Raw genomic sequence first — 19,585 nt, forward strand, 5'->3', positions numbered from 1 at the left:
CGCGGGTATGCGTGTGTGCTGTGACCGCGGCACCCACCGGAGAGAAAGAGCATTGGCCGATCACGACGACGTTCTGATGTACCCGCCACAGGTGCTGCGGCAGTACGCAATGCTCGCGGACGGCGAACGCGGAGTCATCGTCGGTCCACGCGGCGACTTCTGCTGGATGTGCGTCCCCCGCTGGGACAGCGACGCCGTCTTCTCCTCCCTCATCGGCGGCGGCGGTATCTACGCGGTGACGCCGGAGGGGCCCTTCGTCTGGGGCGGCTACTACGAGCGGGCGTCGCTGATCTGGCGCAGCCGCTGGGTCACCACCAGCGGCGTCGTTGAGTGCCGCGAGGCGCTGGCCTTCCCCGGCGATCCCCGGTGCGCCGTGCTCCTGCGGCGGATCATGGCCGTACGCGGCGACGCCCGCGTCAACGTGATCTGCGACCCCCGGCCGGAGTTCGGCGCGCACGGCCTCCGCTCTCCGCGGCGCGGGGACGACGGCGTCTGGCGGACCGAGCTCGGCGGCCTGCACATGCGCTGGTCGGGCGCCGGCGACGCGTCCGTCCGCACGACCCCGCACGGCGACCGGCGCCTGGAGACGAACCTCGAGGTCCCGGCCGGCGGCCACCACGACCTCGTCCTCGAACTCGGCGACCGCCCGCTCACCGGCCGGCACCCCGACGCCGATCGCCTCTGGGAGGCCACCGAGACGGCCTGGCGGGAGACCACCCTCCGGACCGGGACGATCGCCGATCGCGACGCCCGGCACGCCGTCGCCGTGATGCGCGGCCTGACCAGCAGGGGCGGCGGCATGGTCGCCGCCGCCACGACGAGCCTGCCCGAACGCAGCGGCGCCGAACGCAACTACGACTACCGCTACGTCTGGATCCGCGACCAGTGCTACGCCGGGCAGGCCGCCGCGGCCGCCGGCGTCGACGAACTCCTGGACGACGCGGTCCGCTTCGTCTCCGCGCGGCTCCTGGACGACGGGCCCGATCTCAAACCCGCCTACACCGTCGACGGCGGGCCGCTCCCCGACCAGCGCAGCCTCGACCTGCCCGGGTACCCCGGCGGCCACGACGAGATCGGGAACCGCGTCACCCACCAGTTCCAGCTCGACACGTTCGGGGAGGCGCTCCTGCTGATCGCGGCCGCCGCCCGGCAAGGACGGCTCGACGACGACGCGCGGCGCGCCGCGCACGCCGCGGTCACCGCCATCGAGCGGCGCCGGCACGGCTCCGACGCCGGCATCTGGGAACTGGAGGACCGCGTGTGGACGCACAGCCGGCTGATCTGCGCGGCCGGCCTGCGCGCGCTGGCCGGCGCCGTCCCGGACGATCCGATGGCGGAACGCTGGACCGGCCTGGCCGACACCATCGTCGCCGAGACCGTCGCCTTCGGCGTTCACCCGTCCGGACGCTGGCAGCGCGCGGCCGACGATCCGCGCAACGACGGCGCGCTCCTGCTGCCGGCCATCCGCGGCGCCGTCCCTCCCGACGACCCACGGGTGCGCCCCACCCTGGAGGCATACGTCGAACAGCTCACCGACGACGGCTACGCCTACCGCTTCCGGCATGACGAACGCCCGCTCGGCGAGGCCGAGGGCGCCTTCCTGCTGTGCGGATTCCTCCTCGCGATCGCCACCCACCAGCAGGGGGACGACCGGCAGGCACTGCGGTGGTTCGAGCGCAACCGCGCCGCCTGCGGCCCGGCCGGCATTTTCTCGGAGGAGTACGACGTCACGCAGCGGCAGATGCGCGGCAACCTCCCGCAGGCGTTCGTCCACGCCGTGCTCCTGGAGGCCGCGGCCCGGCTCGCCGGCCCGCCGTGCGGGCACACTGGCGCGGCACCACCGCGCTGAACGGTCCTGCGGTTACAGCGGCTGCCCGTCGGCGGCGAGACGCTCCTGGAGCCGGCCCACGTCGACCCGCTGCACCGACGTGCCTCCGATCGCGGCGAGGGCGGCGGCCACACCGGTGGCCTGGCCCAGAGCCATCAGGGTGGGCTCGGTCCGCGTGGACGCGAACGCGACGTGGCTCGCCGAGAGGCAGATCGGCACCAGGAGGTTGGCGCAGTCCTCCGCCGAGGGGACGACCGCGCGGTACGGGATGGCGTACGGCTCGATGCCCACCGAGACGTACCCCTCGTTGAAGACCGCGGGAACGCCCGGCCGGCTCACCGGTCCGGTGGCGCTCGCCGGGAGGGGGTCGAGGTACTCGGGGAGGTACCGCCACGTCCGCTCGATCTCGCGGATGTCGATGTTGTACGAACCCACGGCGATCGTGTCGGGCTGCCGGACGCGGTTGAGCAGGTCGTGCTCGGTCAGCACGGCCGCACCCACCATGCGCCGGGCGTCCCGTACGTACAGCTGGTGCGGCCAGCCGTCCGTGTCCTCGAACTCGTCGGCGCACAGGAACCACCCGCCCAGCTGCTCGCGGATCCAGGCGGGGACGCCGTCGTCGTTCTGCAGGTAGTAGAGCAGCTCATGGCTGTAGGCGAGGTGCCGGTCGCGGATCTCCTGCCGGGTCTCCTCGTCGCCGTCGGGATAACCGCGGTTCGACCCGTCCAGCAGGTTGAGGGAGAACGGCCCGACCGAGTTGACGTCGCACTTGCCGCCGGGCAGCAGGTCCCTGCGCAGCCCCAGCAGCCAGCCCTCCGCGCTGTCGTGCGCCGGGTCGGCGGTCAGGTAGCGCCGCAGCAGTTCGAAGCGGGCCGGATCGTATCCCTTCGGCTCCTCCAGCGGCCGGCCGTTCGCGGGCCGGTCGGTCATGCAGAGCCGGAAGCCGTACGCCTGCAGCCCTCCGTCGCCCTCGCCGAGCCGCTCGGCGGGCCAGCCGTGCCGGTCCAGCTCGGGCGGGCGGATGAACGGCAGCAGCCCTCCTGAGTCGCCATCGCCGAACGGCGACAGGATGACGGAGAAGTTGTGCCGGCTCGGGCGGTACGCGGGCTGGCGGCCCGCCCAGATCTCGCCGTGCAGCTCACGGCTCTCCCGCCCGACGCGGTACGGCACGCCCGCCGCCGCCAGCAGGTCGCCCTCGTAACCGGCGTCCACGAAGACCCCCGCCGGACGCCGGCCCCCCGTGGTCCGTACGGCCCGGATGCGGTCGCCGTCCATCTCCGCGTCGATCAGCCGCTCGCCCAGGACGAGATCGACGCCGGCGTCCGCGAGCATGCTCGTCAGCAGGTTCTCGGCGACGTGCGGCTCAGGGCCGGGGACCTCGAACAACCCGATGTCGTAGTGCTTGGCCACCAGCTCGTAGAACCGGCGGGTCAGCCCGCCGATGGCCTCGAGCGTGCCGACGTCGGTCCAGCTCAGCCCGCCGGACACCATCCCGCCCACGTGCCGGCCCGGTTCGACGAGCCGGACCGTGGCGCCGGCCTCCGCCGCGGCGACGGCGGCGAGCACTCCCGCCCCCGTGGCGCCGTACACGAGCACGTCTGGCTCACCCATGCCTGTCCTCTCCCACGGCTGTTCGTCTCACCTGCCGGAACCGGACGTCCGGAACCTCTCGGCTCCGAAGGTTACGGCACGCCGGAGGCCGCTTGTCCTGCGGAAACCCGCGCCGCGGATAGGGTGCGGGGGTGAGTCCCGCACCGGAGCCGAAGCCGGAGCCGGAGCGCGCAGAGGCGCCGGCCGGCATCGACGCCTCCGTGGCCAGCCCGGCGCGCATGTACGACTACTACCTCGGGGGCACGCAGAACTTCGCGTCCGACCGGCGCGCCGCCCAGGAGATCTACACCCTGATCCCCGATCTGCCGGAGATCGCCCGCGACAACCGCGCCTTCCTGCGGCGCGCGGTGCGGACGCTGGCCGCCGCGGGGATCCGCCAGTTCGTCGACATCGGCAGCGGCCTGCCGACGCAGGGCAGCGTGCACGAGATCGCGCAGGAGGCCGACCCCGCGTCACGGGTCGTCTACGTCGACAACGACCCGCTGGTGCCGGCGCACGCGCGCGCACTGCTGGCCGGCGGCACCGAGGGCACGACCGCCTACGTCGCCGGCGACCTGCGTGAACCCGACGCGGTCTTCGACCATCCGGACGTGCGCGCGCTGATCGACCTCGACCGGCCGGTCGGCCTGCTCCTCGTCGCCGTACTGCACTTCATCACCGACGAGGAGGATCCCTGGGCGCTGGTGGGCCGTTACCGGTCCCGCCTGGCACCCGGCAGTCACCTCGCGATCGCCCACGCGACCAGGGACGGCCGGCCGCCGGAGGCCGTACGGAAGATGACCGACGTCTACCGGCGGGCCTCGGCGCCGTTCACCTTCCGTACGAGAGAGCAGATCCTGGCGTTCTTCCACGGATCGCGGCTGCTCGATCCCGGCCTGGTCCACTCTCCGCGCTGGCGGCCCGAACCGGGCGGCCCGCTCTCGCCGTCGGCCGCCTGGAACTACGCGGGCGTCGGCGTGATCCCCGCCGAACGGTAGCCCGGCACGAGGCGGTTCAGGGGGCGATCGAGCTCCGGATCCGTCCCGGGCGGCCACGTGACTTCGACGTGCACGAGGAACTCCACGAGGTCTCCTTCTCGCCGGCTGCGCGGCCGGGCGTCACCCGGCCGTCCTGACCGGGGCGAGCGTAGCCCGCGCCCCCGGCGGTCAGATCGGGCCGGGGCCGGACAGCAGCTCGCCGATCTCCCGGGTGAGCCGCTGTTCGAGGTCGCGGATGGACCGGTAGAAGAGGCACCGCTGGCCGTGGACGTCGAACGGCAGGGGCGTGTTCTGGTGGCAGACCAGCACCGTGGGGACGCCGCGTCCCCAGGCGTAGCCGACCTCCAGGTAGACGTTGGGATTGGCGTTCGTCAGGTCCGCGACGACGATCCGGGCGGCGTCGATGCGCTCCTTCAGCCGCTGGACGACGTCGCCGGTGAAGCTCAGCTCGTCGACGCGTTCGCAGATCAGGCCGGCCCCGCGGATCGGCGGCACGATGCCGTAGTGGAAGACGTCCTCGAACGAGTCGGCGAACGGCATCGCGACGAACGCGTGTTCCTTCGTGTCGGCGTCGTACCCGGCGGACCGCAGGCGCCGGTAATCGTCCCCGGCGATGGTGACCGCGCTCCCCGACCGGCCGGTCCGCGGGCGCGGGATGCGCGCCATGTCCTTGAGCAGGGCGTCCAGCCGCTCGGCCCGGCGGGCGTTGATCTCGACGAACGACACGGTCCGCAGGCCGGCGGGAAAGGCGCCCTCGGACACCGCATCGGCGATCCCGGCGAGCTCCGACTCGAACGCCTCGGTCTCGTCCAGCCCGTATCCGGGACCGTGCAGGGTGAGGCACACGTCCCGCACCCGGGGCCGCTCGGTCGCCGCGACCGTGAGCGCCCGGCGCCCGAACTCCCGGATCTCGCGGTAGGCGAATCGGTCCAGCGACGGCACCCCGAGGAACAGGACCGCACCGGCCCCGACGCCGGTGCCGTCGACGAGAAGGTGCTCGCCCTCGCGCGGAAGCCGGTGCGGGGTCACGCCGAGACTGGTCGCCGCATCGAGGTCCACCCCATGGGATTCCTGTGCGTATTTCAGCACCAGCAGATCGGTCTGGTAGGACAGCGCGCCGGCCTGCCGCACCTGAACGGTGAGGTGATCATCGCTCAACCGAACTCCTCAGGGACGCCGGGGCCAGCGCGGGAAACGGGGCGTTCCCCGACGATACGCCGACCGCGGCGCGGTGGAGCGGCACGCGGATCACGGTCCGCGCCTTTCCCCTTTTCGGCTCCCGGCGGAAGGGAACCCGGCCGGGCGGCCGGCGCCGGAGGCCGAGGCCCCCGCACTCGGAACCGGCACCCACCCGGCGGAGGAGCCGCGCGCCTCGACCGGCGTTCGACTCACGTAGAGGTCGCGACGGACGAATCCTTCACATCAGTGAACGCGCTCTCATTAGACTTGACCTTCAGGATCACTGTCAACAAGTATGAATTAACGGGCTTTTATCTTCACGGCAGTCGTAGGGGTGGGGTTGGGCGACGACGAGTCGCGGCGGACGCTCGCCGAGAAGCTGGAGTACCTCTTCCGCACGGTCCGGGAGACGGACCGGCGTGAGTACAGCAACGAGGACGTGGCTGCGGCCATCGTCCGGGACCAGCAGGTGACGATCTCCGCGTCCTACATCTGGTACCTGCGCACCGGGCAGCGGGACAACCCGACGTTCAAGCACCTCAACGCCCTCGCGCGGTTCTTCGGCGTACCGCCCGCGTACTTCTTCGACGACGAGACCAGCGCGCAGGTCGAAGCCGAACTCGGGCTGCTGGCGGCCATGCGCGACGCGGGAGTGCGCGACGTCGCCCTCCGCGCGTCCGGGCTCTCGGCCAAGAGTCTCGACACCATCAACGACGTCATCAGCCGCGTACGGGAACTGGAGGGACTCCCCCCGTACGAGCAGAAATAACGGCCGGAAACACAGGGGTCACGACAAGGACCGAATCCGCGGTCCTTTACCCGGCATAATCGAGATGTGGACTTCGCGGCGCTGACCGAACGCTGCCGGACGACGTTAGCGGCACTGGACCTACCGCGTCCGTTCGACGTGCACGCGTTCTGCGAGCGCCTCGGCCGCGACCGCGGCCGGCCCCTCTCACTGCTGGTGATGGACCTGCCGCCCGACGCGCCCTGCGGCCTGTGGGTCAGCACCGAAGAGCGCGACTACATCGTCTACGAACGCGCGACCACGCCCCTGCACCAGGAGCACATCATCCTGCACGAGGTGGCCCACCTGCTGTGCGGGCACGTCGAGGGCGCCGGGCTCGGCGACGAGCACGCGCGCCGGCTCTTCCCCAGTCTGTCGCCGGGGACGGTGCGGCGTGTGCTGGGCCGCGGTGCGTACTCCAGTGAAGAGGAGCAGGAGGCCGAGCTGCTCGCCTCCATGATCCTGCAGCGGGCCGGCCGGACCCGCCGGTCGCCACGCGTGACGGATCCGGACGCGGCCGACCATCTCCGGCGCCTGGAGTCCGGCATTTGAACGAGGTGATCCCGTGAGCACGCCGGTGCTGCCGTACGTGATCATCACGGGACTGCTCCTGTGCGGCCTGGCGCAGAAGCTCTACGGGTTGCGCCGGCGGCGCGACGACCCGGTCCGCTGGGCGGTGTGCTTCTGCCTGGCGAGCCTGACCATGGCCACGGCGGTCCAGTGGTTCACCGGCGCCATCGACGAGCGAACCGGCGTTCCCCATCTCGCCGACGCGCTGAGCGACGTCGGCGCGATGTGCGCGGCGGGCGCGGGCCGGGTGTTCCTCACTCACGTCTACTACCCGGCGTCCTCGGCGCGCGTACGGGCACGGCGCAGCTACGTGGGGCTGGCGGCGGCCGTGGTGATGGTCGCGGTCCTGTTCGTGGCGGTGCCCCCGGAGCCCGACACGGGACGCTCCGGCACGCACGTCGACGCGGTCTACCTCTACGTCTACATCTGGTACATCTCGATCGCCCTGCTGTCGGTGTCCCGGATGGGGCTGCGTTACTCCCGGCTCGCCGACCGGTCCTCGCTTCGCCTGGGGCTCCGGGTCCTCGTGGCCGGAAGCGCGTGCGGGTTCGCCTTCCTCGCCGTCAAGGCCGTGATGCTGGTCGGCGAGGAGACCGGCAGGCCGCTCGGGTGGCTGGACAGGTCCGTGGACCTGCCGCTGGAGCTGGGCACGGAGGCCCTCCTGCTGGCGGGGGTGACGATCCCGGCGTGGGGCGACCGGCTCGGCACGCTGGTCCGATGGGCCGGTGACTGCCGCTCCTACCGCCGGCTCCATCCGCTCTGGCTGGCCCTGCACGAGACCAACCCGGACCTCAGCCTGATGCCCCACCACCGGACCGGCCGCCGGTTCTGGCGCCGCGACGTCGGTTTCCTGCTGTACCGGCAGGTCATCGAGATCAGGGACGGTCAGCTCGCGCTACGCCCGTACGTCCATCCCGCCGCCGTGGAGGTGGCCAGGGCCCTGGGACGTCGCGCCGGGCTCTCCGAGGAGGAGGTCCGCGCCGCCGTCGAGGCGGCCACGATCGCCGCGGGCATCGCGGCGAAGGCGGGCGGCCGGGGCACGACCGGTACGCCGTCGCCGCCGCCGGCCCCGCCCCTCGGTCCCGATCTCGACGCGGAGATCACCTGGCTCACGAAGGTCTCCCGCGCCTTCGCCGGTTCACCGGTCGTCCCGGCGACCGTGGCCTCGCTTGCCGCCTCCGAGCGAGCCGCCCGCCACGAGGGGAACGAACCGATGCCCCATCCGCACGGAGGGCCCCGCGAGGAGCGACCCGGCTGAGCACCGGCCCGGCGTCCGTCACCGCCATCGACACGCACGTCCACATCGAGGCCTGCGGCCGCATGCGTCCCTGCAGGCGGTCGCGCCGAACGATCCGGCCGTCCATCCCCTGCACGAGGCGGCGGCGCGGGCCGGCGTGCCCGTTGTCCTCCACACCGGGCAGACCGGTATCGGCGCCCGGCTGCCCGGCGGACGCGGGATCAGGCTGCGCCTCTCCGACCCGATGCTGATCGACGACGCCTGGGAGGACGCCGCCGTCCCGATCGCCACCCACCAGGCCGGCGTCCTCATCGACCTGTCCGGCTGGTCGTCGAAATACTTCCCGCAGCAACTCGTCCGCGCGACGAACGGCCGCTGAAGCGGAAGGTGCTGTTCGGATCGGCCTACCCGGTCATCACCCCGGACCGCCGGCCGGCGGCGTCCGCCCTCCATCTCAGCGCCACGTCGACACGGCCGCGCGCCAGGCGGCGCGCGGCCGAATCGGCGATCCGCCCCTTGTCGTCGGTGACGGTGTGGGGCCGTCGCGATCTGGCCGCCGGCGCCTGGGCCGTCCTCCTACGGCAGCGGGCACGCTCGCGAACCCGCGGGTTCCTCGGCCCGGACGAGGTGCGCTCACCAGCCGACGGCGCTGCCGTCCTTCCTGAGGTCGGACGCGACCCGGTAGACGCCGTTGACCGGAGGCGGAGGTGGAGGACCGGGCGGAGGCGGAGGCCCGGGGGGAGGTGGGGGCGGGGAGGTACCTTCGGTCGCCGCCCGCTCGGCGGAATGCGCCTGGGCCTGTTCTCTCCGGTCGCCGTCGGTCTCCCGGTCGAACAAGATCGCCTGGTATCCGCCCATCGGGTCGCCGTTCGACTCCGTGACGTGGTGACCCATTGCGGAAAGCTGCTTTCCCACCAGGTCGAACAGCTCGGATTCGAGCTGGAGGACATCGGTGTTCTGATCATGGTTGAACCGTGCCGCGTCGGCGGCGGCTTGCGGGTTCATGCCCAGATCGACCATGTTGATGATCTCGGTGGCCTGCGCCTGGACCTGTTCACTGCCGCCCACGTTCCCGAACGCCATGACGGGGTGGCCATTCTGCATTATGAAAGCAGGGATGATCGTCTGGAAGGGACGCTTACGGGGAGCGACGACATTCGGTGACGATGGGTCCAGCGAGAACAGCGCCGCACGGTTCTGCAGGGGGAACCCGTAGCCGGGAACCGTCACCCCCGACCCGAACAGTTCAAAGAGGCTGTAGATGAACGAGACCATGTTGCCCCACCGGTCGGCCACCGCGATATACACGGTTCCCGAGTTGTTCGGCCCCTTGACACGCGGCGGCGTGGCCTGACGTGGGTTTATTTTCTTGCACTGAGCGATCGCATAGTCCGTCGAAAGGAGTCGATCGAGCGGGACCGTCGTGAATCTCGGGTCGCCGTTGTAGGTGTAGAGGTCGTCGAAGGCGAGCTTCTTGGCTTCGACCAGCAGGTGCCAGAACTCCGGTGAGCGCGGCCCGAGTTCGGCAAGATCCAGGCCGAGGACGGGCCCGCACTGCTGAAGGATGTTGAGCATCTCCAAGGCGGCGAAGCCCTGGGCGTTCGGCGGGACCTCATACACGTCGTAGCCGTGGTAGTTGACGCTGATGGGGTCGACCCATTCGGCGTGGAACTCTGCGAGGTCCGCCGACGTCATCGCTCCATTCAGCTTCTTGATCTTGGCCACGACAGCGTCCGCGATCTCGCCGGCGTAGAAGGCGTCACGGCCCTTTCTCTGCAGGACCCGGAGAGCATGTGCGAGGTCCGGATTGCGGAAGATGCCGTACAGCGGTGGAGCCTTACCGTCGCGGAGGAACACCCGAACCGAGTCGGCATCGGTCTTCAACACGTCCACACCGTTCTCCCAGTCGCTGTGGACCTGCTCGGTGATTCCGAAGCCCTGTTCGGCGAGCGTCACGGCGGGTTCCAGGACGACGTCGAAGCCGCGAGTGCCGAACCGCTCGAGCAACCGATGCCAGCCGTCGACGGCACCGGGCACGCTGATGCTGTTAACACCGCGTTCCGGCATCCCGGTCTTCTCATTGAAACCGCGGGCGTGAAAATAGTCGAGGTTCCAGGCTTTGGGGGACCAGCCGCTGGCGTTCAGCCCGAATAGCTTCCGGTCCTTCGCCGAATAATAGATGGCGAACATGTCGCCGCCCAGTCCCGCGCTCTCAGGCTCGATCAATCCGAGAACCGCCGCGGTCGCCACCGCCGCATCGACGGCGTTCCCGCCCTCCTGCAGAATTCGCAGGCCGGCCTGCGCGGCAATGGGTTGACTGGTCGCGACGGCGCCGTGCCGCGCGATGACCTCTGATCGAGTCTGGTCCAACCAATTGCTCGCGCGGTCTCCGCGCACGGCCGTGATCCGGGCCCCCGGATTGGGAATCGAATCGGTCGGCCGGCCGAACGGCGTCGGGCTCGCACCTCCGGCGCCGGCGGTGAGCCGCGTCGCGCCTGACGCACTCCTCACGCCGATATCGACCGTATCCCCCAATGTCGCCAACCCCACTGCGGCGCCGCCTACTTTCAGAAACGAACGGCGTGACGTTTCACCGGCTGATCTCTCGGACATCAGGCTTCCTTTCTGGACGGCCTTGGCCTCGGCCAGGGCCGCACAGTCAGGACGGTAGCTCAGGCGCCTACTCTTCCCCGGTCGACCGTGCGCGATAACAGGGATTCCTTGACGCGGATCTGGGAGTCTCTTGTCCGGCGTTGACCTCCACCGCACAATGCCAGCGAATTAACGCGAATAAGGAAACGAGGGCGTGTGCCGCCCCGCCCGGCGATGCTCACATGCCGATGGGCAGACCCGCGTAGTTCTCCGCGAGCCCGGTCGCCCCGGCCTCGCTGCCGGCCACCCACCGCAGCTGGGACAGCTGGAGCCGCGCGTCGAAGGGGTCGCCGCTGGTGTGCAGCATCGTCGTCATCCACCAGGAGAAGTGCGTGCAACGCCAGACCCGCCGCAGCGCGGTGTCGGAGTAGGCGTCGGCGAGGGCCGTGTTGTTCTTGCGGAGCATCGCCGTCAGCGCCGGCGCGAGCAGGGCGACGTCCGCCACGGCGAGGTTCAGCCCCTTCGCGCCTGTCGGCGGCACGATGTGCGCGGCGTCGCCGGCCAGGAACAGCCGCCCGTACCGCATCGGCTCCATGACGTAGCTGCGCATCGGCAGCACGCTCTTGTCGGTGATCGGCCCGGGGGTGAGCTCCCAGCCGTCCTGCCCGTGCCCCAGCCGTACGGCGAGCTCGTCCCAGATCCGGTCGTCCGGCCATTCGGCGATGTCCTCACCGGGGGCGACCTGCAGGTACAGCCGGCTGACGGTCTCCGAGCGCATCGAGTGCAGCGCGAAGCCGTTCGGGTGCCAGGCGTAGATGAGCTCGTCCGTCGAGGGCGCCACGTCGGCGAGGATCCCGAGCCAGGAGTACGGGTAGGTGCGTTCCCAGGTCCTCTTCACGGCGTCGGGCACCGCGCCGCGGCTCGGGCCGAAGGAGCCGTCACACCCGGCGATGACGTCCGCGTCGAGGCGCACGTCCTCGCCGTCCGCCGACCGGAACGTGACGTAGGGACGGTCGGTCGTCAGGTCGTGCACGGCCGTGTCGCTCACGCCGTAGCAGAACTCCTGGCCCGCCTCCTCGCGCGCGCGGCCCAGATCCTTGGTGACCTCCGTCTGCCCGTACACCCAGACGCTGCGTCCGGCGAGGTCGACGAAGTCGACGTGGTGCCGCTCCCCCGGCCACCGCAGATAGATGCCGCGATGCTCGTCCCCCTCCTCGCGCAGCCGGTCGCCGAGTCCCACGGCGTCGAGCAGCTCGACGGTCGAGCTCTCGAGAATGCCGGCCCGGATCCGCGCCTCCACGTACTCACGCGTGCGGGTCTCCAGGACCACCGAGTCGATGCCTTCGAGGGAGAGCAGGTGGGAGAGCAGCAGACCGGCCGGACCGGCACCGATGATGGCGACCTCTGTACGCATGGGGGTCAGTGAAACCCGGCGGCATATCGAAACCGTCACGCTCTTTCACTGAGCGGAAGGCGCACGCATGGTGAAAGCGCCCTACGTCCGCGATGAGGCGGATGAGGACCCCCGGCAGCCGTGATCCTGACGTCCCAATGGCCGTCGGCAAGGGGTAAGCATGGGGCCATGACCGATGGACGACCCGAGTCACTCGCCGCCCTGCTGCGTCACTTCGCCGATCTGCGCGACGGCACACACGGGGATGCCGGACCTCGCGCGGACAAGGAACGGCTCTTCACCGCCGCCGTCGGGCTGCTGGATCCGTACGCCCGCCAGGTGCTGCACGAGATGAACGCGCACCTGCTCCTCGACACCGGCGAGGTGACCGCGACCGGCGTGCGCCGTGACGGTGACGGCATCGACGCCGTCTGGACGCTCTCCTGGCCGGAGCAACGCGCCGCGGGCGTCGACCCGATCACCGTCCGCGCCTGGTTCGGGGCCGGATTCCATCACCCGCACCTGCGCGGCGCGACCGTCGGCGACTGGCCCCTCAACGTCTTCACGCCCGACCAGGCCGCCGGCGAGGTGCCGACGCTGCGCGCCATCGTCGCCGCCGACCTGCACAACCTCGTCTTCCAACGCGACTACCGCATCGTCCCGGCCACCACGAACGGAGGGCCCGCGGGTCCGGCCTAATTGGAAGGACTCTTGACAGTACATTCCTGGATCGAAAACCTTGACAGTCGCCATCTTCCGCCATGACAGGCCTGTCAAGACAACGGCGACCGGACCGACCCCGCCAGGAGGTTCCGTTGGTCACCCGCAGACCCGGCCGACGCCAACTACGGCAGGACCTGGTCGTTCTGCGAGTTCACGTTCAACCCGTCGCAGCTGTTCGCCAACATCTCCTACGTCGACCTGCTGACCGCGCTGCCGATCGGGCTCGAACTCGTCGGCGACTCGACGCACGCGGTCGCCCCCGCGCCCGCCGGGGCGGTCGACGCGGTGGCCGACGCTCTCGTCGCGCAGAAGAACGCCGACGGGCAGCCCTGGGACCGGCTCGTCGTCCGCGACGGCGGTGGCGTCCTCCGAGTCATCGCGCCGCAGGACCACATGGCGAGCGACTCCGGCGCCTTCTCCTCGTACTGGGACGGCTACGTCGGCCGGGTGTGGGACAAGTACGCCACGACCGACCTCAGAGTCGACCTCCAGGGCGGGCGCGGCGTCCTCACCGGCCGCGTCAGCGGCGGCGTGCTCACGTTCGACGACGGGAGCACGTTCGCACGTCCGGCGGGCAAGGACATCTTCACCTGCAACGACGGCCCGTTCGCCAACAACCCGGGCGACTCGGACCTCAAGAAGGGACTGCTCGCGCGCATCGCCGCGGCGTTCAACCGCAGCACCATCCTGAGCAGCGCCGACCAGCCGAACGGCACTCCGGCGTCGGGGTTCTACCAGGACCCGACCACCGACCACTGGGCGCGGATCGTGCACGCCCACACCCCGATCGGCTACGCCTTCCCGTACGACGACGTCTGCCCGGACGGGCAGCCGGACGTCTCCGGCGCCGCGAGCGACGGCGACCCGCGCCACCTGACCGTCACCGTCGGCTGAGCGGCGGGCCCGGCCTGGCGACGGCCAGGCCGGGCGCGTGCGCGTCAGGAGAACGACGCCAGGTAGGCGGCGGCCTGGTCGGGGTCGAACAGCCAGTCGTCGAGCGTCGAGGGCCGGGCGTACCCGTCCGCGAAACGAGCGGCGACCTCCGGATGCCGGGTGGCCGCCTGGAGAACCCGCTGTACGTGCTCGGGCAGTGGCCCGAGCAGCGTGTTCGACAGGCGCGTGCCGTGCCGCGCGTGGTCCCAGTACGCCTCGAACGTCTCCCGCATCCACGGCTCGTCGAAGGGTCCCTCTCCGCGCTCGCGGATGCACCGGTGGTAGATCGCGGCGCAGTGGGCCGCGTTGTTGCTCCCCTGCGCGGCGATCGGGTCGTTCAGGACGACGACGTCGGCCATCCCGAGTACTCGGGAGCCGGCCGGCAGGCGGCCGATCGGGCGGCGGACGACGGGAGAGATCCCGCCGTACAAGGTGCAGAGCGGGTCCGTGGGCTCGGCCTCGGTGATCCGTTCGTACTCCCACGGCAGCAGTTCGCGCGTCAGCTCCCGGCTCCGCGCCAGGTGCTCCTCCGGTGACGGCCGGTCCTGCCAGCAGTCCAGCGGGCCACCGGGGACGGCCTCCCACAGCAGGATCGTGCACGGGCCGGTGCGGGTGAGGGCCGGCATGACGAACAGCTCGCCGATGCCGGGAAGCGCGTTGATCCGTACGTGTGGTTCCGGGTGGTCCGGCCAGGGCGTCACACCGTGGAGGTAGACGCACGACAGCATCCGCTGCGGCCGGTCGAAGACCGTACGCCGCGGATCGCGGTCGAAGAGCCCGGCCAGTTCGCCCCGCCCGGCCGCGATCAGCGTGAGGTCGTGCGACGCCGCCGGCCCCTCCAGGTCGGAGGCGGCGACGGACCGGTAGACGACCCGGCCTTCGCGGTCCTCGAACAGCTCCAGCCAGGCGGCCATCTTGAGGCGCTGGTCGACCGACTGGGCGTGCTGCTCCCAGCTACCGAGGAACTCCAGCGCCCGCCGGCCCGGCGGGTCGGCCAGTGTGACGCGCTGACCGACGGCGCGAGGCGCCTCGTCGTCCCACAGGTGCAGACCGCGTGAGCGTTCGAGGGCGAGCGCGGGCCCGAACATGTACTGGGTGGACATGACCCGGCCCCGGCGCAGATCGTCGGGGGTACGCGCGGAGACGACGGTGACCTCGTAGCCGTCCTGCCGCAGGCTGAGCGCGAGCATCAGGCCGGCCTGACCGGCTCCGACGATGAGGATCCTGCGCATCCGGTCCTCCCCTGCTGGACCTGTGTCGAGGACGCGACTCCCGTCTCATCGAGCGTAGGCCGCACGGACGCGCCCGTCGATCGCCGCCCTCGACCGGGCCCAAACCAAGTCTTCCGATGGGAATACCTGGGAAAGTGGCGGGGTTGCGGCCTGGCATGACCATCGGTGTGGCGCTGTATCCCCCGGAGTCCGGCAACACGGTCGACGTCGTGGTCGGACAGGCGCGGCAGGCGGCCGAGGCCGGCCTGCGCACGGCCTGGTTCGGGCAGCGGTTCGACTATGACGCCATCGCGCTGGCCGGCATCGTCGGCCGGGAGGTCCCCGGGCTGACCGTGGGCACGTCCGCCGTGCCGATCTTCCCCCGGCATCCGATCCTCATCTCCAGCCAGGCACAGACAAGCCAGGCCGCGGCGCACGGCCGGTTCCGGTTCGGGCTCGCGCTCGGTAGCAGGACGATGACCGAGTCGGTCTTCGGCGTCCCGTACGAACGGCCGATCGCCCGGCTCCGCGAGTTCCTCGTCGCGCTGCGCTCGCTGCTGGAGACCGGCGGTGCCGAATTCACGGGCGAGACGCTCACCGCCCGCACCTCGATGCCCGCGGCCGTGCCGGGCGCCGACCCCGCGCCGCCGGTGCTGGTCGCCGCGATGGCACCGCAGGCGCTGCGGGTCACCGGTGAGCTCGCCGACGGCACCCTGCCCTTGCTGGCCGGTCCGCGGACGCTCGGCGAGCACATCGTCCCCGAGATCACCGCCGCCGCCGAACGCGCCGGGCGGCCCGCTCCGCGTGTCGTCGCGTTCGTGGCCGGGGTGGTGACCGACGACGTGGACGCGGCGCGGGAGGCCGCGGCCCGCCAGACCGCCTTCTACGACCGGGTGCCGTCCTACCGGCGGGTGATCGAGCTGGAGGGCGCCGTCAAGGCCGCCGACCTGGTGGAGATCGGCGACGAGGCCGCGATCGCCGCGGCGGTCCGCCGCTACTTCGACGCGGGCGCCACCGAGGTCGTCCTCACCCAGACCGACCTGGCCGGCGACGCCGGCCGGCTCCGCACCTGGAAGCTCCTCGGCGAGCTCGCCGGGGGCTGACCCGCCGCGTGAACCCGGCCGTGAGGGGCCTACCAGCGGTCCCAGTGCAGCACCTCGCTGGTCGGGACGCGCCGCGCGGGCCGGAAGTCGGTGCCGACGGTGTGCGCGACCGGGATGAGCGCCGCCTGCATCACCTCGGTGTACGGGATGCCGAGGACCTCGGCCGCCTCCCGTTCGCGGCGCAGGTTGCCGCCGGTCCAGCAGGTGCCCAGGCCGCGAGCGCGCGCCGCCAGCATGAAGCTCCACACGGCGGGCAGGATCGAGCCCCACGTGTTGGCCTGCCCGACGATCGACGCGCCCTCCGTACGGCCCTCGATGCACGGCACCACCAGCGCGGGCACCTCGTGCAGGTGCCGGTAGAGGCGCTCCAGGCCCGCCCGGTCGCGCTCCAGGGTGACGCCCTCCGCGTACATGCGGCGCTGGTCCTGTTCGGTCAGCGCGGCCGCGGCCGCGTCGATCGGGCCGCGCATCCCGGCGCGCCAGACGTCGGCGAGCGCGCGTCTGCGCTCCGCGTCCGTGACGACGATGAAGTGCCAGCGCTGCCGGTTACGCCCGGTCGGGGCCTGGACCGCCAGGTCGACACACTGCCGCAGCAATTCGTGGGACACCGGGCGGGTCAGGTCGAGACGCAGCCGGACCATGCGCGTCGTCGACAGCAGTTCGTCGGGGGTCAGGTCCAGTACGGTCATCGAGGACTCCTCCACACAGGGCACCAGGGGGTTCGTGACGTCGAGCCTGCGGGCCGCCGCCCCTGTACGGAAAGGGCGGCCTTTCGGCCAGTGAAAGCCGCGGTTCGCGGTGGGGAGGACGGGTGTGATGGCGGGCAACGCGCGTGAGGCGGGACGCACCGTCGCCAGCAAGATCTTCTCGGTGGTGGACGCGTTCGCCGGCCCGCAGGAGTCACTGCGGCTGGCCGACATCGTCCAGCGCACCGGACTTCCGATGCCCACGGCCCTGCGCCTCGTACGGGAACTCGTGGAGTGGGGCGGCCTCGAACGCTTCCGCGACGGCTCGTACCGGATCGGGCAGCGCATGTGGTGGCTCGGGAACGCCGCCCCGTGTCCCCGGCGGCTCCGCGCGTCGGTCCTGCCCACCCTGCGCGACCTCGCGACGCGGACCCGGGCGGACGCGTACCTGGCCGTCCTCGACGGCACCGAGGTCAGGATCCTGGAACGCGTCCGGTCGTCGAAGGGGTCTCCCGACGACGGCTCGCTGCCCCCGCACGCGACGGCGGCCGGGAAGGTCCTGCTGGCCCGCACGCCCGCCCTGCTGCGGTCGCTGGACTTCCCGCTCCCCCGGCTGACGCCGTACACGATCACCACGCCGGGCGCGCTGGACGCCGAACTCCGGCGAGTCCGCGCGCGAGGCATCGCCGTGGAGAAGGAGGAACACCGGCACGGCGTCGTCTCCGTCGCCGCGCCGCTGCCCGGCGCGGACGACGCCGCGATCGCGGTGGCCGCCCCGTCGAACGCTTCACCGCCCCGCCTCGCCGCCGTCCTCCGCGAGGTCCTGCGCCGCCGGAGCGAGGACGGCGGAGCGTCGCCTCCGAATGGCGGGGAACGGCGCGCCACGGTCTAACCTTCTCGATCAGAGCCGCGTGCCACGCGGCCGACGCGGCCCGACCCCCAGGGGAGACACCGAATGAGCGACCGAGCGGACGAGACGATTCACGCCCTGCGCACCGGCCACGACGACCTCGCGGGAATGGTGCGCGGTTTCAGCCCCGACGACCTCGCCCGGCCGTCCGCGGCCTCCGAGTGGGACGTCTCACAGGTGCTGAGCCACCTGGGCAGCGGCGCGGAGATCGGCCTCGCCGCGCTGGAGGGCGCGCTGAACGGCACCGGCAACCCCGGCGGTGACTTCAACCAGCAGGTGTGGGCGCGGTGGGACGCCATGTCGCGCGAGGAGCGGGCCGAGACCTTCCTGACCGCCGATGAGACGCTGGTGCGCCGGTACGAGGCGATCGACGCGCCGACCAGAGAGAGTCTCCGCGTCGACCTGGGCTTCCTGCCCGCGCCCGTCGACCTCGCCTTCGCCGCCGGGCTGCGGCTCAACGAGGTCGCCCACCACGTGTGGGACGTCAAGGCGGCCTTCGACCCGGAGGCGACGCTCGCGCCGGAGGCCACTCCGCTGCTGTTCGAGCAGGCGGCACAGCTCATGGGCTTCCTCGGCCGGGCCGCCGAGCTCGACGGCCGGCCGGTGACGATCGCGGTCACCACGACCGCGCCGGAGCGGTCCTTCGGAGTGCTGGTGGACGAGAAGGTGACGGTGACGGACGTCCCCGCGGACCCGGACGCGTCGCTGACCGCACCGGCGGAGTGGTGGCTGCGCCTGGTCACCGGCCGGCACGCTCCCCGGCACACCCCGGACGCCGTGAAGCTCACCGGCAGCGTCACGCTGGACGACCTGCGCCGCGTCTTCCCCGGCTTCTGACTCCGGCCCCGGCCGTGGAACCCCGTGCGCGACGGGTACGTAGCGCACGTGCGGATCCTTGTGACGGGTTGGTTCAGTTTCGTCGACGGCGAGGCCACCGCCGGTGACGTCCTCAGCTTGGAGGCGGTACGGTCGGCGCTGGCCGACCTGCCGTACGACGTGGCGTGGAGCCCGGTCTTCCGGCCCGGCGCGCTGACCCTCGACGACGCCGCTCCGCAGACGTACAGCCACCTGGTGTTCGTCTGCGGCCCGCTGCACGGACCGCAGCTCCGGCGGCTGCACGAGCGGTACGCCGCGTGCCGGCGGATCGCGGTCGGGGTCTCGGTCATCGATCCCCGCGATCCCGCGGTGACCGGCTTCGACGTGGTGCTGCCCCGCGACGCGCCGGACGCGGCACCCCGCCGGGACCTGGCCGCGCTGCCCGCGCACGCCCCGGTACCGGTGGCCGGGGTGGTGCTCGCGCCCGGCCAGGCGGAGTACGGCTCGGAGCGCCGCCACGACGAGGTGCACGACCGGCTGACGTCGTGGCTGGCCCGGCGCGACTGTGCCCGCCTCGTCCTGGACACCCGGCTGGACCACGACGACTGGCGCTGCTTCGGCACGCCGGACCAGCTGTTGTCGGTGGTCGGCCGCCTGGACGTCGTCGTCACCACCCGGCTGCACGGCCTGGTGACCGCCCTGCGGTGCGGCGTACCGGCGCTCGCGGTCGACCCGGTACGGCGGGGAGCGAAGGTCTCCGCACAGGCACGGACCTGGCGCTGGCCCGCGACACTGACCGCCGAGGAGATGACCGAGGACACACTGGACCGGTGGTGGCAGTGGTGTCTCGGCACGGAGGGACGCCACGCCGCCGCACGGGCGTCGCGCGACACGGACGACGCACTGCTCGGGGACCTCCGTACGGCCCTGGGCGCGCCGTCGAGCTGACCGGGTGTCCGGGGCCGTCGAGAGCGGGGCACACTGGGATGTGAGGCCTGGTCAGGACGGCCACCGCTCGTGCCGGCCGCA

General features: G+C 71.8%; 17 protein-coding genes and 1 pseudogene. 12 read left to right on the forward strand and 6 right to left on the reverse strand.

The genetic code is table 11. The features are described from left to right. Positions 1-52 precede the first annotated feature (52 nt). Positions 53-1,849, forward strand: a complete 1,797-nt coding sequence (locus tag QSK37_RS20425; protein ID WP_285623355.1) for a glycoside hydrolase family 15 protein — start codon at positions 53-55, stop codon at positions 1,847-1,849. Between the two features lie 12 nt (positions 1,850-1,861). Here QSK37_RS20425 and QSK37_RS20430 read toward each other — a convergent pair whose 3' ends face one another. Then, complete coding sequence (locus QSK37_RS20430) at positions 1,862-3,439, reverse strand: FAD-dependent oxidoreductase (RefSeq protein WP_285623358.1); 1,578 nt, start codon at positions 3,437-3,439, stop codon at positions 1,862-1,864. A 131-nt stretch (positions 3,440-3,570) separates the two neighbouring features. On the opposite strand from QSK37_RS20430, the gene QSK37_RS20435 reads away from it, so the two are divergent. Continuing rightward, positions 3,571-4,416 (forward strand): SAM-dependent methyltransferase, encoded by an 846-nt coding sequence (locus tag QSK37_RS20435; RefSeq protein ID WP_285623360.1) that lies wholly within the window; start codon positions 3,571-3,573, stop codon positions 4,414-4,416. 168 nt (positions 4,417-4,584) lie between these two features. On the opposite strand, the gene QSK37_RS20440 is transcribed toward QSK37_RS20435, so the two are convergent. Next, positions 4,585-5,574, reverse strand: coding sequence for a TIR domain-containing protein (locus QSK37_RS20440; RefSeq protein WP_285623363.1), 990 nt, complete (start codon positions 5,572-5,574; stop codon positions 4,585-4,587). Between the two features lie 361 nt (positions 5,575-5,935). Between QSK37_RS20440 and QSK37_RS20445 the strand changes: the two genes are divergently transcribed. The 4 genes from QSK37_RS20445 (at position 5,936) to QSK37_RS20460 (ending at position 8,568) form a co-directional block, all read left to right on the forward strand. Continuing rightward, complete coding sequence (locus QSK37_RS20445; RefSeq protein ID WP_285623365.1) at positions 5,936-6,364, forward strand: helix-turn-helix domain-containing protein; 429 nt, start codon at positions 5,936-5,938, stop codon at positions 6,362-6,364. 66 nt (positions 6,365-6,430) lie between these two features. Beyond that, positions 6,431-6,934, forward strand: a complete 504-nt coding sequence (locus QSK37_RS20450) for a hypothetical protein (protein ID WP_285623366.1) — start codon at positions 6,431-6,433, stop codon at positions 6,932-6,934. Positions 6,935-6,947: 13 nt separating this feature from the next. Then, on the forward strand, positions 6,948-8,210 hold the full coding sequence (locus tag QSK37_RS20455) for an MAB_1171c family putative transporter (RefSeq protein WP_285623368.1): 1,263 nt from the start codon (positions 6,948-6,950) through the stop codon (positions 8,208-8,210). 136 nt (positions 8,211-8,346) lie between these two features. Then, positions 8,347-8,568: a hypothetical protein gene (locus QSK37_RS20460; RefSeq protein WP_285623371.1), complete on the forward strand. Its 222-nt coding sequence runs from the start codon at positions 8,347-8,349 to the stop codon at positions 8,566-8,568. A gap of 254 nt (positions 8,569-8,822) precedes the next feature. Here QSK37_RS20460 and ggt read toward each other — a convergent pair whose 3' ends face one another. Together ggt and QSK37_RS20470 are read right to left on the reverse strand one after the other, a co-directional pair. Then, positions 8,823-10,802 carry a gamma-glutamyltransferase gene (gene ggt, locus QSK37_RS20465; protein WP_285623374.1) on the reverse strand — a complete coding sequence of 660 codons (1,980 nt, stop codon included), beginning with the start codon at positions 10,800-10,802 and terminating at the stop codon, positions 8,823-8,825. A 217-nt stretch (positions 10,803-11,019) separates the two neighbouring features. Beyond that, positions 11,020-12,195: a 4-hydroxybenzoate 3-monooxygenase gene (locus QSK37_RS20470; RefSeq protein WP_285623376.1), complete on the reverse strand. Its 1,176-nt coding sequence runs from the start codon at positions 12,193-12,195 to the stop codon at positions 11,020-11,022. Between the two features lie 168 nt (positions 12,196-12,363). Between QSK37_RS20470 and QSK37_RS20475 the strand changes: the two genes are divergently transcribed. Beyond that, positions 12,364-12,873 (forward strand): hypothetical protein, encoded by a 510-nt coding sequence (locus QSK37_RS20475; protein WP_285623379.1) that lies wholly within the window; start codon positions 12,364-12,366, stop codon positions 12,871-12,873. 132 nt (positions 12,874-13,005) lie between these two features. Further along, positions 13,006-13,791 (forward strand): annotated as a pseudogene (locus QSK37_RS20480) (beta-1,3-glucanase family protein); the annotation flags it as partial. A 44-nt stretch (positions 13,792-13,835) separates the two neighbouring features. Here the strand turns inward: QSK37_RS20480 and QSK37_RS20485 are convergent. Continuing rightward, a complete protein-coding gene (locus QSK37_RS20485; protein WP_285623382.1) occupies positions 13,836-15,062 on the reverse strand; it encodes a styrene monooxygenase/indole monooxygenase family protein in 1,227 nt (408 codons plus the stop codon). A gap of 155 nt (positions 15,063-15,217) precedes the next feature. Here QSK37_RS20485 and QSK37_RS20490 point away from each other — a divergent pair, with 155 nt between their 5' ends. Next, the gene (locus tag QSK37_RS20490) at positions 15,218-16,144 is read left to right on the forward strand and encodes an LLM class F420-dependent oxidoreductase (RefSeq protein WP_285623385.1); all 927 of its coding nucleotides are present in this window, start codon (positions 15,218-15,220) and stop codon (positions 16,142-16,144) included. A 29-nt stretch (positions 16,145-16,173) separates the two neighbouring features. On the opposite strand, the gene QSK37_RS20495 is transcribed toward QSK37_RS20490, so the two are convergent. After that, on the reverse strand, positions 16,174-16,833 hold the full coding sequence (locus tag QSK37_RS20495) for a nitroreductase family protein (protein ID WP_285623387.1): 660 nt from the start codon (positions 16,831-16,833) through the stop codon (positions 16,174-16,176). A gap of 127 nt (positions 16,834-16,960) precedes the next feature. On the opposite strand from QSK37_RS20495, the gene QSK37_RS20500 reads away from it, so the two are divergent. The 3 genes from QSK37_RS20500 to QSK37_RS20510 all read left to right on the forward strand — a co-directional run bounded on the left by QSK37_RS20500 (position 16,961) and on the right by QSK37_RS20510 (position 19,504). Further along, the gene (locus QSK37_RS20500) at positions 16,961-17,722 is read left to right on the forward strand and encodes an IclR family transcriptional regulator (protein ID WP_285623389.1); all 762 of its coding nucleotides are present in this window, start codon (positions 16,961-16,963) and stop codon (positions 17,720-17,722) included. 63 nt (positions 17,723-17,785) lie between these two features. Then, positions 17,786-18,577, forward strand: coding sequence for a maleylpyruvate isomerase family mycothiol-dependent enzyme (locus QSK37_RS20505; protein ID WP_285623392.1), 792 nt, complete (start codon positions 17,786-17,788; stop codon positions 18,575-18,577). Between the two features lie 48 nt (positions 18,578-18,625). Continuing rightward, on the forward strand, positions 18,626-19,504 hold the full coding sequence (locus QSK37_RS20510; RefSeq protein WP_285623395.1) for a polysaccharide pyruvyl transferase family protein: 879 nt from the start codon (positions 18,626-18,628) through the stop codon (positions 19,502-19,504). The last annotated feature ends 81 nt before the right edge of the window (positions 19,505-19,585 follow it).

The organism is Actinoallomurus iriomotensis, from assembly GCF_030269445.1.
Taxonomy (GTDB): Bacteria; Actinomycetota; Actinomycetes; order Streptosporangiales; family Streptosporangiaceae; genus Actinoallomurus; species Actinoallomurus iriomotensis.